This is a genomic window from Streptomyces sp. NPDC030838 (assembly GCF_055572035.1).
Genome location: NZ_JBVIED010000003.1, coordinates 123,553 through 137,766, shown reverse-complemented (window position 1 = coordinate 137,766; position 14,214 = coordinate 123,553). Strand labels below are relative to the sequence as shown.

At 70.4% G+C, this 14,214-nt stretch carries 13 protein-coding genes; 3 read left to right on the top strand and 10 right to left on the bottom strand.

Annotation, left to right across the window (positions count from 1 at the left end; translation table 11 throughout):
- Positions 1–15 precede the first annotated feature (15 nt).
- A complete protein-coding gene (locus ACZ42A_RS11080; RefSeq protein ID WP_468526886.1) occupies positions 16–822 on the top strand; it encodes a trans-aconitate 2-methyltransferase in 807 nt (268 codons plus the stop codon).
- Between the two features lie 93 nt (positions 823–915).
- Here ACZ42A_RS11080 and ACZ42A_RS11075 read toward each other — a convergent pair whose 3' ends face one another.
- Both ACZ42A_RS11075 and ACZ42A_RS11070 read right to left on the bottom strand, forming a co-directional pair.
- A complete protein-coding gene (locus ACZ42A_RS11075; RefSeq protein WP_468526885.1) occupies positions 916–1,593 on the bottom strand; it encodes a TetR/AcrR family transcriptional regulator in 678 nt (225 codons plus the stop codon).
- The gene (locus ACZ42A_RS11070; RefSeq protein WP_468526884.1) at positions 1,590–2,609 is read right to left on the bottom strand and encodes an acyl-CoA desaturase; all 1,020 of its coding nucleotides are present in this window, start codon (positions 2,607–2,609) and stop codon (positions 1,590–1,592) included. Before ACZ42A_RS11070 ends, ACZ42A_RS11075 begins: the two co-directional genes overlap by 4 nt.
- A gap of 289 nt (positions 2,610–2,898) precedes the next feature.
- Here ACZ42A_RS11070 and ppc point away from each other — a divergent pair, with 289 nt between their 5' ends.
- Positions 2,899–5,631 (top strand): phosphoenolpyruvate carboxylase, encoded by a 2,733-nt coding sequence (gene ppc, locus ACZ42A_RS11065; protein WP_468526883.1) that lies wholly within the window; start codon positions 2,899–2,901, stop codon positions 5,629–5,631.
- Positions 5,632–5,709: 78 nt separating this feature from the next.
- On the opposite strand, the gene ACZ42A_RS11060 is transcribed toward ppc, so the two are convergent.
- The 6 genes from ACZ42A_RS11060 to glmU all read right to left on the bottom strand — a co-directional run bounded on the left by ACZ42A_RS11060 (position 5,710) and on the right by glmU (position 11,248).
- On the bottom strand, positions 5,710–6,426 hold the full coding sequence (locus ACZ42A_RS11060) for an LAETG motif-containing sortase-dependent surface protein (RefSeq protein WP_468526882.1): 717 nt from the start codon (positions 6,424–6,426) through the stop codon (positions 5,710–5,712).
- 173 nt (positions 6,427–6,599) lie between these two features.
- Positions 6,600–7,088, bottom strand: a complete 489-nt coding sequence (locus ACZ42A_RS11055) for a hypothetical protein (RefSeq protein ID WP_468526881.1) — start codon at positions 7,086–7,088, stop codon at positions 6,600–6,602.
- A 54-nt stretch (positions 7,089–7,142) separates the two neighbouring features.
- A complete protein-coding gene (pth, locus tag ACZ42A_RS11050; protein ID WP_468526880.1) occupies positions 7,143–7,745 on the bottom strand; it encodes an aminoacyl-tRNA hydrolase in 603 nt (200 codons plus the stop codon).
- Between the two features lie 112 nt (positions 7,746–7,857).
- A complete protein-coding gene (locus ACZ42A_RS11045; protein ID WP_468526879.1) occupies positions 7,858–8,457 on the bottom strand; it encodes a 50S ribosomal protein L25/general stress protein Ctc in 600 nt (199 codons plus the stop codon).
- Positions 8,458–8,679: 222 nt separating this feature from the next.
- Positions 8,680–9,660 carry a ribose-phosphate diphosphokinase gene (locus ACZ42A_RS11040; RefSeq protein ID WP_468526878.1) on the bottom strand — a complete coding sequence of 327 codons (981 nt, stop codon included), beginning with the start codon at positions 9,658–9,660 and terminating at the stop codon, positions 8,680–8,682.
- Between the two features lie 139 nt (positions 9,661–9,799).
- Positions 9,800–11,248: a bifunctional UDP-N-acetylglucosamine diphosphorylase/glucosamine-1-phosphate N-acetyltransferase GlmU gene (glmU, locus tag ACZ42A_RS11035; protein WP_468526877.1), complete on the bottom strand. Its 1,449-nt coding sequence runs from the start codon at positions 11,246–11,248 to the stop codon at positions 9,800–9,802.
- A gap of 416 nt (positions 11,249–11,664) precedes the next feature.
- Here glmU and ACZ42A_RS11030 point away from each other — a divergent pair, with 416 nt between their 5' ends.
- Positions 11,665–12,987: a sensor histidine kinase gene (locus ACZ42A_RS11030; RefSeq protein ID WP_468526876.1), complete on the top strand. Its 1,323-nt coding sequence runs from the start codon at positions 11,665–11,667 to the stop codon at positions 12,985–12,987.
- Positions 12,988–13,003: 16 nt separating this feature from the next.
- Here the strand turns inward: ACZ42A_RS11030 and ACZ42A_RS11025 are convergent, their stop codons facing one another.
- A complete protein-coding gene (locus tag ACZ42A_RS11025) occupies positions 13,004–13,507 on the bottom strand; it encodes an SUKH-3 domain-containing protein (protein WP_468526875.1) in 504 nt (167 codons plus the stop codon).
- Between the two features lie 41 nt (positions 13,508–13,548).
- Positions 13,549–14,064, bottom strand: coding sequence for a YwqJ-related putative deaminase (locus ACZ42A_RS11020; RefSeq protein ID WP_468526874.1), 516 nt, complete (start codon positions 14,062–14,064; stop codon positions 13,549–13,551).
- Positions 14,065–14,214 lie beyond the last annotated feature (150 nt).

The window sequence follows — 14,214 nt, the reverse complement described above, 5'->3', positions numbered from 1 at the left end:
TGCCAGTCTGACGGTATGGCTGACCCCACCTGGGACCCCGCGCAGTACCTGCGCCACGCCGGCCACCGTGCCCGCCCCTTCACCGACCTCCTCGCCCACGTCCCCGACCTCCCCGGCGACCCACCCCGCATCGCCGACCTGGGCTGCGGCCCGGGCAATGTCACGGCGCTGCTCGCGGAGCGCTGGCCCACCGCGCACATCACGGGATACGACAACTCGCCCGAGATGCTGGCGCGGACCTCCGCCGGCCCGACCGAGGGCGGCGGCCACCTGGACTTCGCTCACGCCGACGTCCGCACCTGGACCCCGACCGAGCCGCACGACCTGATCATCAGCAACGCCACCCTCCAGTGGATCCCCGGCCACGCCGACCGCTTCCCCGACTGGACCACCGCCCTCGCCCCCGGCGGCACCCTCGCCTTCCAGGTCCCCGGCAACTTCGACGCCCCGAGCCACCGCCTCCTGCGCGAGCTGGCGGATTCCCCGCGCTGGCGCGCCCGCCTCGCCGGGGCCCTACGGCACGAGAACGCCGTCCTCGCACCGGTGGCCTACCTGAGCCGGCTGACGGCCCTCGGCTGCGAGGCCGACGTGTGGGAGACGACGTACGTCCATCTCCTGCCGGGGCAGGACCCGGTCCTGGACTGGGTGAAGGGAACGGCCCTGCGGCCGGTGCTCACGGCTCTGGCCGATGATCCCGAGGCGCGGGAGGCCTTCGTACGCGACTACCGCGACGCCCTGCGCGAGGCGTACCCGGCGACGCGGCACGGCACCCCGTTCCCATTCCGCCGGGTGTTCGCAGTGGCCCGGAAGCGGGCCGAATGATCACTGACGGTTCGGCGACTCCCTGAAGGGGCGCGGGGAACTGCGCGACCAGCCCCAACGACGCCGCACCGACCCAGCGACAGCAAGCGGCACTCAGCTCTTCCGGTGCCCTATCAGCCGCGGCTTCGGCTCCAGCCCATCCAGCCCGTGCCACGCAAGATTCACCAGATGCGCCGCGACCTCCGCCTTCTTCGGGCGGCGGACCTCCAGCCACCACTGGCCGGTCAGGGCGACCATGCCGACCAGGGCCTGGGCGTACAGCGGGGCCAGCTTGGGGTCGAAGCCGCGGCTCTTGAACTCCTTGCCGAGGATGTCCTCCACCTGGGTGGCGATATCGGAGATCAGCGAGGCGAAGGAGCCCGTCGACTGAGGGATGGGGGAGTCGCGGACGAGGATCCGGAAGCCGTCCGTGTACTCCTCGATGTAGTCCAGGAGGGCGAACGCGGCCTGTTCCAGCAGTTCGCGGGGGTGGCCGGCGGTCAGAGAGCCGGTGACCATGTCCAGCAGGCGCCGCATCTCGCGGTCCACGACGACCGCGTACAGCCCCTCCTTGCCGCCGAAGTGCTCGTACACCACCGGCTTCGAGACCCCCGCCTTCGCGGCGATCTCCTCCACCGACGTGCCCTCGAATCCCTTCGCGGCGAAGAGGGTGCGACCGATCTCCAGCAGCTGCTGGCGGCGCTCCGCACCGGTCATGCGGGTGCGACGCGTACGCCGCGGCTTGTCACTGTTCGAGGTACTGCTGGAGTCGGTCGCCACGGCGTCAATCATGCCGCCTTGGCGGCCTCCTTCCGGCGCCGGGAGCCGTCTTCCCCGGTGTTCCGGCGGGAATCGATACGCGAGCGTGACGGCCAGCGCACGTCGTACGCCCAGCCGAGCTGTTCGAACCAGCGGATCAGCCGGGCGGAGGAGTCCAGCTGGCCGCGCATCACACCGTGGCGCGCCGAGGTGGGGTCCGCGTGGTGCAGGTTGTGCCAGGACTCGCCGCAGGACAGGATCGCCAGCCACCAGACGTTGCCCGAGCGGTCCCGCGACTTGAACGGGCGCTTGCCCACCGCGTGGCAGATCGAGTTGATCGACCACGTCACGTGGTGCAACAGCGCCACCCGGACGAGTGAACCCCAGAAGAACGCGGTGAACGCGCCCCACCAGGACATCGTCACCAGACCGCCGATCAGGGCCGGCAGGCCCAGCGACACGATCGTCCACAGCACGAACTGCCGGGAGATCGTCCGCAGGGTCTTGTCCTTGATCAGGTCCGGGGCGTACTTGTCCTGCGGCGTCTGCTCCTCGTCGAACATCCAGCCGATGTGCGCCCACCACAGGCCCTTGATCAGAGCCGGCACGGTCTCGCCGTACCGCCACGGAGAGTGCGGGTCGCCCTCCGCGTCCGAGAACTTGTGGTGCTTGCGGTGGTCGGCCACCCAGCGGACGAGCGGGCCCTCGACCGCCATCGACCCGGCGATCGCCAGCGCGATCTTCAGCGGGCGCTTGGCCTTGAACGAACCATGGGTGAAGTGGCGGTGGAAACCGATCGTGATGCCGTGACAGCCGAGGTAGTAGAAGAAGACCAGCAGGCCGAGGTCCAGCCAGCTCACCCCCCATCCCCACGCCAGCGGCACGGCCGCGAGCAGCGCGAGGAACGGGACGGTGATGAAGAGCAGCAGGGTGATCTGCTCGACGGACCGCTTCTGCTCGCCACCCAGGGTGGCGGACGGCAGCGGCGCGGCGGAGCCCTCGGAGGCCGACTTCGGGGCGTCGTCGATCACATCGGAGCTTGTGGTCATGGGCGTCCCCTGTGGGGTCGATGGTTGTGGCAGGGTGCCGGGCGGGGAACCGGGCGAACTCCCTACGGTTCCGTAACCTACGGCTTCGTAAGTATGGCAGCGCGTCGCCCGGCGGCAAGAGCCCGACGGTCTGCGCGTCCCCGTGGACACCTATCCTTGGAGTCGGTCGGACAGCGCGGTCCGCTCTGTTTACTTCCCGGATGTCCGGCCCGTATGCGGCAGCCGCCGCGCGAGACGCCGTCCGGGTTCCCCTCCCAGACGAGCTTCAACACTGCAAGGAGCCGCACCTGTGAGCAGTGCCGACGACCAGACCACGACGAACAGCAGCGCGCTGCGCGCCGACATCCGCCGGCTGGGTGATCTCCTCGGTGAGACCCTGGTGCGGCAGGAGGGTCCCGAGCTGCTGGAGCTCGTCGAGAAGGTCCGCCGCCTCACCCGAGAGGACGGCGAGGCCGCCGCCGAGCTGCTGCGCGGCACGGAACTGGAGACCGCGGCCAAGCTGGTCCGCGCCTTCTCCACCTACTTCCACCTGGCCAACGTCACCGAGCAGGTGCACCGCGGCCGCGAGCTGCGGGCCAAGCGCGCCGCCGAGGGCGGTCTGCTGTCCCGTACGGCCGACCGGCTGAAGGACGCCGACCCCGAGCACGTGCGCGAGACGGTACGGCACCTCAACGTGCGCCCCGTCTTCACCGCGCACCCCACCGAGGCCGCCCGCCGCTCGGTGCTGAACAAGCTCCGGCGCATCGCCGCCCTTCTGGACACCCCCGTCCTCGACTCCGACCGGCGCCGCCACGACGTCCGGCTGGCCGAGAACATCGACCTCATCTGGCAGACCGACGAACTGCGCGTCGTCCGCCCCGAGCCCGCCGACGAGGCGCGCAACGCCATCTACTACCTGGACGAACTGCACGCCAACGCCGTCGGCGACGTCCTCGAGGACCTGACGGCGGAGCTGGAGCGCGTCGGCGTCAAGCTGCCCGACGACACCCGCCCGCTGACCTTCGGCACCTGGATCGGCGGCGACCGCGACGGCAACCCGAACGTCACGCCCCAGGTCACCTGGGACGTCCTCATCCTCCAGCACGAGCACGGCATCAACGACGCCCTGGAGATGATCGACGAGCTGCGCGGCTTCCTCTCCAACTCCATCCGCTACTCCGGCGCGACGGAGGAGCTGCTGGCCTCCCTCCAGGCCGACCTGGAGAACCTGCCCGAGATCAGCCCCCGCTACAAGCGGCTCAACGCCGAGGAGCCCTACCGGCTCAAGGCCACCTGCATCCGGCAGAAGCTGGAGAACACCAAGCAGCGCCTCGCCAAGGGCACCCCGCACGAGCCCGGCCGCGACTACCTCGGCACCGCCGAGCTGCTGCACGACCTCACGCTCATCCAGACATCGCTGCGCGCGCACCGCGGCGCTCTGTTCGCCGACGGCCGGATGAACCGCACCATCCGCACCCTCGCCGCCTTCGGCCTCCAGCTCGCCACCATGGACGTCCGCGAGCACGCCGACGCCCACCACCACGCCCTCGGCCAGCTGTTCGACCGTCTCGGCGAGGAGTCCTGGCGGTACGCGGACATGCCGCGCGACTACCGGACCAAGCTGCTCGCCAAGGAACTCCGCTCGCGCCGACCCCTGGCGCCCACCCCGGCCCCCGTCGACGCGGCCGGTGAGAAGACCCTCGGCGTCTTCCAGACGGTCAAGCGGGCCCTGGAGGTCTTCGGACCCGAGGTCATCGAGTCGTACATCATCTCCATGTGCCAGGGCGCCGACGACGTCTTCGCCGCGGCCGTGCTGGCCCGCGAGGCCGGGCTGATCGACCTGCACGCCGGCTGGGCCAAGATCGGCATCGTGCCGCTCCTGGAGACCACCGACGAGCTCAAGGCCGCCGACACGATCCTGGAGGACATGCTCTCCGACCCGTCCTACCGGCGCCTGGTCGCGCTCCGGGGCGACGTCCAGGAGGTCATGCTCGGCTACTCGGACTCCTCGAAGTTCGGCGGCATCACCACCAGCCAGTGGGAGATCCACCGCGCCCAGCGCCGCCTGCGCGACGTCGCCCACCGGTACGGCGTCCGTCTGCGGCTCTTCCACGGCCGCGGCGGCACCGTCGGCCGCGGCGGCGGCCCCACCCACGACGCCATCCTCGCCCAGCCCTGGGGCACCCTGGAGGGCGAGATCAAGGTCACCGAGCAGGGCGAGGTCATCTCCGACAAGTACCTCATCCCGTCCCTGGCCCGGGAGAACCTGGAACTGACCGTCGCGGCCACGCTGCAGGCCTCCGCCCTGCACACCGCGCCCCGCCAGTCCGACGAGGCCCTCGCCCGCTGGGACGCCGCCATGGACGTCGTCTCCGACGCCGCCCACGCCGCCTACCGGCGCCTGGTCGAGGACCCCGACCTGCCGACGTACTTCCTCGCCTCCACCCCCGTCGACCAGCTCGCCGACCTGCACCTGGGCTCGCGGCCCTCCCGCCGCCCCGGCTCGGGCGTCTCGCTCGACGGCCTGCGCGCCATCCCGTGGGTGTTCGGCTGGACCCAGTCCCGGCAGATCGTCCCCGGCTGGTTCGGTGTCGGCTCCGGCCTGAAGGCGCTGCGCGAGGCGGGCCTGGACACCGTGCTCGACGAGATGTACGGGCAGTGGCACTTCTTCCGGAACTTCATGTCCAACGTCGAGATGACGCTCGCGAAGACCGATCTGCGGATCGCCCGCCACTACGTCGACACCCTCGTCCCCGACGAGCTCAAGCACGTCTTCGACACCATCAAGGCCGAGCACGAGCTGACCGTGCGCGAGGTCCTGCGGGTCACCGGCGAGGAGGAACTCCTCGACGCCCAGCCGGTGCTCAAGCAGACCTTCACCGTCCGCGACGCCTACCTGGACCCGATCTCCTACCTCCAGGTCGCCCTGCTCAAGCGCCAGCGCGACGCGGCCGCCGCCGGTGAGCAGCCCGACCCGCTGCTCGCGCGCGCCCTGCTGCTCACCGTCAACGGTGTGGCGGCGGGCCTGCGCAACACCGGCTGACGCCCGCCCGGGCAGACGACGGCGCCCCCAGGCTCACCAGGAGCCTGGGGGCGCCGCTGCGTGCGGTGACGCCGTACGTCAGCCCTGCTGGGCCTTGCGGCGGCGGAACACCAGGAAGCCACCCGCGGCCACCAGCGCGGCGGCCACACCCGCCAGCAGACCCACCGGGGCGCTGCTGCCGGTCTCGGCGAGGTCACCCTCGGCGCCGCCCTGCGGGGACGGGGACGAGGACCCGGCCGGAGCGGCCGCACCGCTCTCGGAGGCGCCCGGAGTGGCGCCCTCGGACGGACCCTCCGACGTGCTCGGAGAGGCGGACGGGGCCTCGGAGGCGCCGGACGACGCGGATGGCGTGGCGGACGGCGTCGTACCCGGCTGCCCGCCCTCGTCCTCCTCGCAGTCAGTCCAGAAGACCTTGTGCTTGGGGGCGCCGTGCTTGCCCTCGAAGGTCCAGAACAGCTTGTAGTGGCCGTCGGGGAGGGTCATGTCCTCCGTGCGCTCGTGACCGTCGTCGTCGAGGGTCAGGGAGCCGGACTTCACCGTCTCGCCCTTGACGTCGGCCGTCGGGGCCCAGGTCTCGATGTGCCAGTCGACCTGCTGGCCGGCGTCGAAGCCGAAGGCGTCCAGGTAGAAGGTGCAGACGTGCGGCTCGTTCTTGCGCAGCTCCTCGCCGGTGGTGGCGTCGTGGATCTTCACGGTGCCGTTGTCGCCGGGCGGAGTCGCGTGGGCGGCGGGGGACAGGAGCAGCGCAGCCGCGGCACCGGCGCACACGGCGCCGACGCGAGTGAGGGTTCGCATGAAGCAGTCAGTCCATCTTCGAGTGACGAACGGGGAAGATGTGGAGGGGGCGGCTCAGCTTCCGGCCAACCCCGGTGACGGATCAAGCACGAACAGGCAACGATCCAAGTCTCCACAGGAGACACAACGGTGATACCCGGTCAGACGTATCGGCTGATCCGGAAATCGGGCTGTCACACCGCCAGGAACGCCGCGGTGATCAGCGCCAGCCCCGACCCCGCCAGCACCCACGCCGCCCGGACCCGGCGCAGACCGCCCGCGACCACGACCGAGGCCAGCAGCAGCGCACCCCCGAGCGGCACCCAGGAGTAGAGGATCCCGGCCGGCCCCGAACGCACCGCCTCATCGCCGTCCGGCTTCATGACGACCGTGTACGTCTGCCCCTCCCGCACCGCCGCCGACTTCTCCACCACCACCCGCTCCCGGGCCCGCGAGCCCGCCGAGAGCGGCGCGTACGGACCGGAACAGGTCTTCGCACCGCAGCGGGTGACCTCGACGGTGCCGCTCTCCCGGCCCTTGGTGAGCATCACGTACTGGGCGGACCCCCACGAGGCCCACACCCCGGCGATCAGGATCAGCGCCGTGACCGCGCCCATCGCCGCGAACCGGCCGAAGCGCAGCACGGCGTCCGCACCCTGACTGGAGACGACCGCAGAAGGCATGGCCGCGATCCTTGGCCATGCCTGCACGGCCAGTCAACTCACGTAAGGGACAAGTCAGGAGTTGTACGTGCTCTGCGCCCGCTCAAGACCCTCGATCACCAGACACTCCACCGCGTCCGCCGCCCGGTCCACGAAGTAGTCCAGCTCCTTGCGCTCCGCCGACGAGAAGTCCTTCAGCACGAAATCCGCCACCGGCATCCGCCCCGGCGGCCGCCCGATCCCGAACCGCACCCGGTGATAGTCCGAGCCCATCGCCTTCGTCATCGACTTCAGCCCGTTGTGCCCGTTGTCACCGCCGCCCAGCTTCAGCCGCAGCGTCCCGTAGTCGATGTCCAGCTCGTCGTGGACAGCCACGATGTTCCCCACCGGCACCTTGTAGAAGTCCCGCAGCGCGTTCACCGGACCACCCGACAGATTCATGTACGACATCGGCTTCGCCAGGATCACCCGCCGGTTCGCCGGCCCCGGCGGACCGATCCGGCCCTCCACGACCTGCGCCTGCGCCTTGCCCGCCCGCTTGAACCTGCCCCCGATCCGCTCCGCCAGCAGATCCGCCACCATGAACCCGACGTTGTGCCGGTTCATCGCGTACTCCGGCCCCGGATTCCCCAGCCCCACGATCAGCCAGGGGGCACCCGCATCGGTCGTCACGTCCATGTCTCCTTAGATACGCGATCCGTGGATACGCGAGAAACGCCTCGAATACGCGCCAGCCGCTGCCCCCAAGGGACCCCCCGGGGAACAGCGGCTGACGCGACGACGCTGAGGATCAGGCCTCGGCGGACTCTTCGCCGGCCTCGGCCTCCTCGCCCTCCGCGGCCTCCTCGGCCTGCGCGGCCAGGACCTGCAGGACGACGGCGTCCTCCTCGACGGCCAGGGTCACGCCGTTCGGCAGCGCGATGTCCTTGGCGTGGATCGAGGCACCGGCGGCCAGACCCTCCACGGACACCGTCACCTGCTCCGGGATGTGCGTGGCCTCGGCCTCGACCGGCAGCGCGTTCAGCACGTGCTCCAGCAGGTTGCCACCCGCGGCCAGCTCGCCCTCGGTGACGACCGGGATCTCGACCGTGACCTTCTCGCCCCGCTTGACCAGCAGCAGGTCGACGTGCTCCAGGAAGCCCTTCAGCGGGTCACGCTGCACGGACTTCGGGATCGCCAGCTCCTGGGTCTTGCCGTCGATGTCCAGGGAGATCAGGACGTTCGGCGTACGCAGCGCCAGCAGCAGGTCGTGACCCGGGAAGGTCAGGTGCAGCGGCTGCGAGCCGTGGCCGTACAGGACACCCGGGACCTTGTTGTCACGGCGGATACGACGGGCCGCACCCTTGCCGAACTCGGTGCGGGTCTCGGCGGTGAGCTTCACCTCGGACATATTGATCACTCCTCGTAGGAAGCGGAACGGACGGGTCACCCGGCCACGAACGGCCTGCTACGAAGAGCGCGTCGATAACGGACCGCCGTACGTACGCGTACGGCCTCCCTCGCCGAGCAACTCCCACAGGGTACTCGGCGAGGAAGGCCGCAGAAAAGTTGACCTTGAGCGCCCTCCGGGCGCGGGCGATCAGCCAGAGAGCCGCTCAGAGAGCCGTACGGCTCACTGCTCGTCGAACAGGCTCGTCACCGAACCGTCCTCGAACACCTCACGCACCGCGCTCGCGATCGTGGGCGCGATGGACAGCACCGTGATCTTGTCGAGGTCGCCGCTCAGCTCACCCGGCGTCGGCAGCGTGTTCGTGAACACGAACTCGCTCACGCGGGAGTTCTTGAGCCGGTCCGCGGCAGGCCCCGACAGCACACCGTGCGTGGCGGTGACGATGACGTCCTCCGCCCCGTGCGCGAAGAGCGCGTCGGCGGCGGCGCAGATGGTCCCACCCGTGTCGATCATGTCGTCGACCAGGACACACACCCGGCCCTTGACCTCACCCACGACCTCGTGGACCGTCACCTGGTTCGCCACGTCCTTGTCACGCCGCTTGTGCACGATCGCCAGCGGCGCGCCCAGCCGGTCGCACCAGCGGTCCGCGACCCGCACGCGACCCGCGTCCGGCGACACGACCGTCAGCTTCTCGCGGTCCACCTTCTTGCCCACGTAGTCGGCGAGCAGCGGCAGCGCGAACAGGTGGTCCACCGGCCCGTCGAAGAAGCCCTGGATCTGGTCCGTGTGGAGGTCCACGGTCAGGATCCGGTCGGCACCCGCCGTCTTCATCAGGTCGGCGATCAGACGCGCCGAGATCGGTTCACGACCCCGGTGCTTCTTGTCCTGCCGCGCGTAACCGTAGAAGGGCACGATGACCGTGATGGAGCGGGCCGACGCACGCTTCAGCGCGTCGATCATGATCAGCTGCTCCATGATCCACTTGTTGATCGGAGCCGTATGGCTCTGGATCAGGAAGCAGTCCGCGCCACGCGCGGACTCCTGGTAGCGGACGTAGATCTCGCCATTGGCGAAGTCGAAGGCCTTCGTCGGGACGACCCCGACACCCAGCTGGTGGGCGACCTCCTCGGCAAGCTCGGGGTGGGCGCGGCCGGAGAAGAACATCATCTTCTTCTCGCCGGTCGTCTTGATCCCGGTCACAGCACTTTCTCCTCAGAGGTGTCTCAGCTGGGTGTTGACACGACGTCTCGCAGCTGGGGCACGAGAATCGTCGTCTCAGCTGGTGGGGTGCGGGTGTGCACTTATCACGGTACGCCGTCCCAGACGCACCTGTTTCCGGTCAGCCTTCGCCATCCGGCTTCCGGGACGCCGCCTCGGCCGCCTTCGCCGCCGCGCTCCCCGGACGCTTACGAGCCACCCAACCCTCGATATTCCGCTGCTGACCACGGGCCACAGCCAGCGAGCCGGGCGGCACATCCTTGGTGATCACGGAGCCGGCAGCCGTGTAGGCGCCGTCCCCGATGGTGACAGGAGCCACAAACATGTTGTCCGAACCGGTACGGCAGTGCGAGCCGACCGTGGTGTGGTGCTTCTCCTGACCGTCGTAGTTCACGAACACGCTCGCCGCGCCGATGTTGGTGTGGTCGCCGATCGTCGCGTCACCGACGTAGGACAGGTGCGGCACCTTGGTCCCCTCGCCGATCGAGGCGTTCTTCGTCTCGACGTACGTCCCGATCTTGCCCTTCCGCCCCAGGCGGGTCCCCGGCCGCAGATAGGCATACGGCCCCACGGTCGCCTCCGCGCCGACGGTCGCCTGCTCGGCCACGGTGGTGTCCACCCGCGCTCCCGCGCCGACCCGGGTGTTCTTCAGCCGGCTGTTCGGACCGACCTCCGAGCCCTCGGCGAGATGGGTGGTGCCCTGCAACTGGGTGCCCGGGTGCACGACGACGTCCTGCTCGAACGTGACGGTGACATCGACCCAGGTGGTGGCGGGGTCGACGACCGTCACACCCGCGAGCATGGCCCGCTCCAGCAGCCGGTCGTTGAGAATCCGCCGGGCCTCGGCGAGCTGCACGCGGTTGTTGATCCCGGCGATCTCCCGGTGATCGGCGGCGACGGACGCGCCGACGCGGTGCCCCGCCTCGCGCAGGATCCCGAGGACGTCCGTCAGGTACTCCTCACCCTGGCTGTTGTCCGTACGGACCTTCCCCAGCGCGTCCGCGAGCAGCCGGCCGTCGAACGCGAACACCCCGGAGTTGATCTCCCGGATCACGCGCTGCGTCTCGGAGGCGTCCTTGTGCTCGACGATCGCGGTGACGGCGCCCGTGGCCTCGTCGCGGATGATCCGCCCGTATCCGGTGGCGTCCGGGACCTCGGCGGTGAGCACGGTCACCGCGTTGCCGTCGTCGGCGTGGGTCTGGGCGAGCTGCTTCAGCGTGTCGCCGGTGAGCAGAGGGGTGTCCCCGCACACGACCACGACGGTCCCGTCGACCGCCCCGCCCAGCTCCTCCAGGCCCATCCGGACGGCGTGCCCGGTGCCCTTCTGCTCGGCCTGCACGGCGGTACGGACGCCAGGGGCGACGGCGGTGAGGTGCTCGGTCACCTGCTCCCGGGCGTGCCCGACCACGACGACCAGATTCTTCGGCTCCAACTCACCGGCCGCGGCGAGCACATGACCGACGAGACTGCGGCCGCACAGCTCGTGCAGGACCTTCGGTGTGGCCGACTTCATACGGGTGCCCTCACCCGCTGCGAGAACGACGACGGCTGCCGGGCGAATGGCGCTCACGGGATGCCCTTCGGCTGTGGAGGGGGTGTGGACAACCGCAGGATACCGGGGGGTTTCTGGGGGGACATGGCTGCGGGCCCCGACGTGGATGTCGGGGCCCGGATGTCAGGAGCTCCCCCATCAGGATTTGAACCTGAACTTAAGGGACCAAAACCCTCAGTGCTGCCTGATTACACCATGGGGGATGGAACTCGCCTGAACCGGACATTCGGTCAGGTCGCCGAGTCGGCACCCAACACTATGCCGTACCAAGACCCCGCGATGCGACGGTACAAGTCCGCCCCCTTCAGGACTTTGATCACCCTCCCGGATCCGCCGAAGGCCGTGTCCGGCCGGAATGGGGGGTTACGGAGGCGAACGGCCAGTCGTCGAAACTCGCCGGAAATGCGGACCCGGGCGCCCGTAGGCTGGAGGGCATGACCACGACGGGGGATGACCACACGGAGGCCCGTTCGGGGCCGTGGTGGTGGGAGAGGCGGCGCGGCGCGGTGCTCGACTGGAGCCTCGCGTTGGTGTCGGCGCTGGAGTGCGGGGCGGAGGGGTATCCCTTCGCGCAGGACGCGGGGATTCCGGAGGCGGCGGGGGTCGTTTTCGGGGTCGTGGCCGGTTCGACGCTGTTGCTGCGTCGGATGTGGCCGATCGCGGTCGTGCTGGTGTCGATCGCGATCTCGCCGGCGCAGATGGGTCTGCTGCTGACGGTTGTGGGGCTCTACACCCTCGCCGCCTCCGAGCTGCCGCGCCGGATCATCGCGGCGCTGGCGGGCATGTCGCTGGTGGGGACGCTCGTGGTGACGCTGGTACGGGCGCGGCAGGACATGGCGCACGGGGAAGTGGAGCTGAGCGTCGGGGACTGGTTCGTCCCCTTCATCTCGATCACTGCCTCGCTGGGGGTCACCGCGCCGCCCTTGCTGCTGGGTCTGTACGTGGGGGCGCGGCGGCGGTTGATGGAGAGTCTGCGGGAGCGGGCGGACTCGCTGGAGCGGGAGCTTCAGTTGCTCGCGGAGCGGGCGGAGGAGCGGGCCGAGTGGGCGCGTAACGAGGAGCGGACTCGGATCGCCCGGGAGATGCATGACGTGGTCGCGCATCGGGTGAGTTTGATGGTCGTGCATGCGGCGGCGTTGCAGGCGGTGGCGCGGAAGGATCCCGAGAAGGCGGTGAAGAATGCCGCGCTCGTGGGGGACATGGGGCGGCAGGCGTTGACCGAGTTGCGGGAGATGCTCGGTGTGCTGCGGACGGCGGGGGACGGCGCCGGGCGGCGTGAGCGGGCGTCGGTGCCGCTGGCGGCGGTGGGTGCGGCGGCGGCCGCGGCGGCGTCGCGGGCTGTCGATGAGACGGGGGAGGGGCCCTGTCTGTCGGAGCTGGACGAGTTGATCGGGCAGTCGGCGGCGGCCGGGATGGTCGTGGATCTGTCGGTGGAGGGGGAGGCGCGGGCGTATGCGCCGGAGATCGAGCAGACCGCGTATCGGGTGGTGCAGGAGGCGTTGACCAACGTCCACAAGCATGCCGCCGGGGCGAAGACGTATGTGCGGCTGGCGCATCGGGCGTCGGAGATCGCGATGCAGGTGGAGAACGAGCCGCCGCCGGAGATGGGGGCCGCGTCGTCGGCGCGGTTGCCGTCGGGGGGCAATGGGCTGGTGGGGATGAAGGAGCGGGTCGTGGGGCTCGGCGGGGTGTTCGTGTCGGGGCCGACGGATGCGGGGGGTTTTCGGGTGTCGGCGGTGATTCCGGCGTCGTCGTAGGGCGCTCTGCCTGGTTTCAGGCCCCTCGGTCCGCTGTGAGGCGTACGGGTTCCAGGCCTGCCACGAGGGTGGTGAGGGCGTGGTCGATGTCGGGGCCGAGGTACCAGTCGCCGGTGTGGTCGAGGGCGTAGACGCGGCCTTCGGTGTCGATGGCGAGGAGGGCCTGGGTCTCGGTTTCGGCGCCGAGGGGGCTGACCTCGGTGTCGAGGGCGCGGCCGAGGTCGCCGAGGGTGCGGGCCATGTGGAGGCCGTGCAGCGGGTCGAGGTGCAGGGCGGCGGGGGCGAGCTGGCGGCCGGGGCCGGTGGGGTTGATCTGGAGACCGCCGAATTCGGCCCAGGCTTCGACGGCGGCGGGGAAGACGGCGTGCCGGTGGCCGGCCGGTGAGGTGTGCTCGCGCAGGGTGTCGGCCCAGATCTCGGCCTGTTTGATGTCCCAGCGTCCGGGTTGCCAGCCGGCGGCGCGCAGGGCGGCGTCGACGGGGACGGAGAAGCGGGTGGTGGAGGTGCGGTCGGTGTGCATCTGCCCTTGCTCGTCGTGTGGTGGTGAGGCGGCTGTGCGGGTCAGTCGTCGGTTGCCGTGGGGTCGACGATGCGGACGCCGAAGTGGGCGCTGAGGGCGGTGCAGGCGCGGCACGGCGCGGCGAAGCTGCCGTGCAGGGGGTCGCCGTCCTCACGGATGCGGCGGGCGGTGAGTTTGGCCTGTTTGAGGGCTTTGCGGGCTTCGCCGTTGGTCATGGGCCGGCGGGCGGCGCGTTTGCTGCGGGCGGCGTCGGCGGTGGCGAGGTGGCGTGAGATGAGGATGGTCTCGGCGCAGCGGCCGGTGAAGCGGTCGCGCTGGGCGCTGGTGAGGGTGTCGAGGAAGTCCTGGACCAGGGGGTGGAGCGTCGGGGGCTGGTCGCCGCGGGCGGCGGTGCCGGTGAGGGTGGCGCCGCGGACGGAGAGGGCGGCGGCGACGGTGGGGAGTATGCCGTCGCGGCGGTGACGCAGCGTGGGCGCCGGGCGCTCGTCGGTGGCGCTCCAGCCGACGCGGGGGTCGCCGGAGGCGCTGGTGTGCGGTCCTGTTTGCGTCGCGTTCATGATCGTCTTCCCCTCCCGAGCATCCCCCCGGCGGACACAGAGTGCCAAATGCCGTGGCAGGTGCGGAAGCTGGGGCGGCTCGACACGCACGGTCGGGGGTGTGCTGTCACGTGGTGGTGACGCGATGGTGACGGTGTGTCAGGGGTGGGG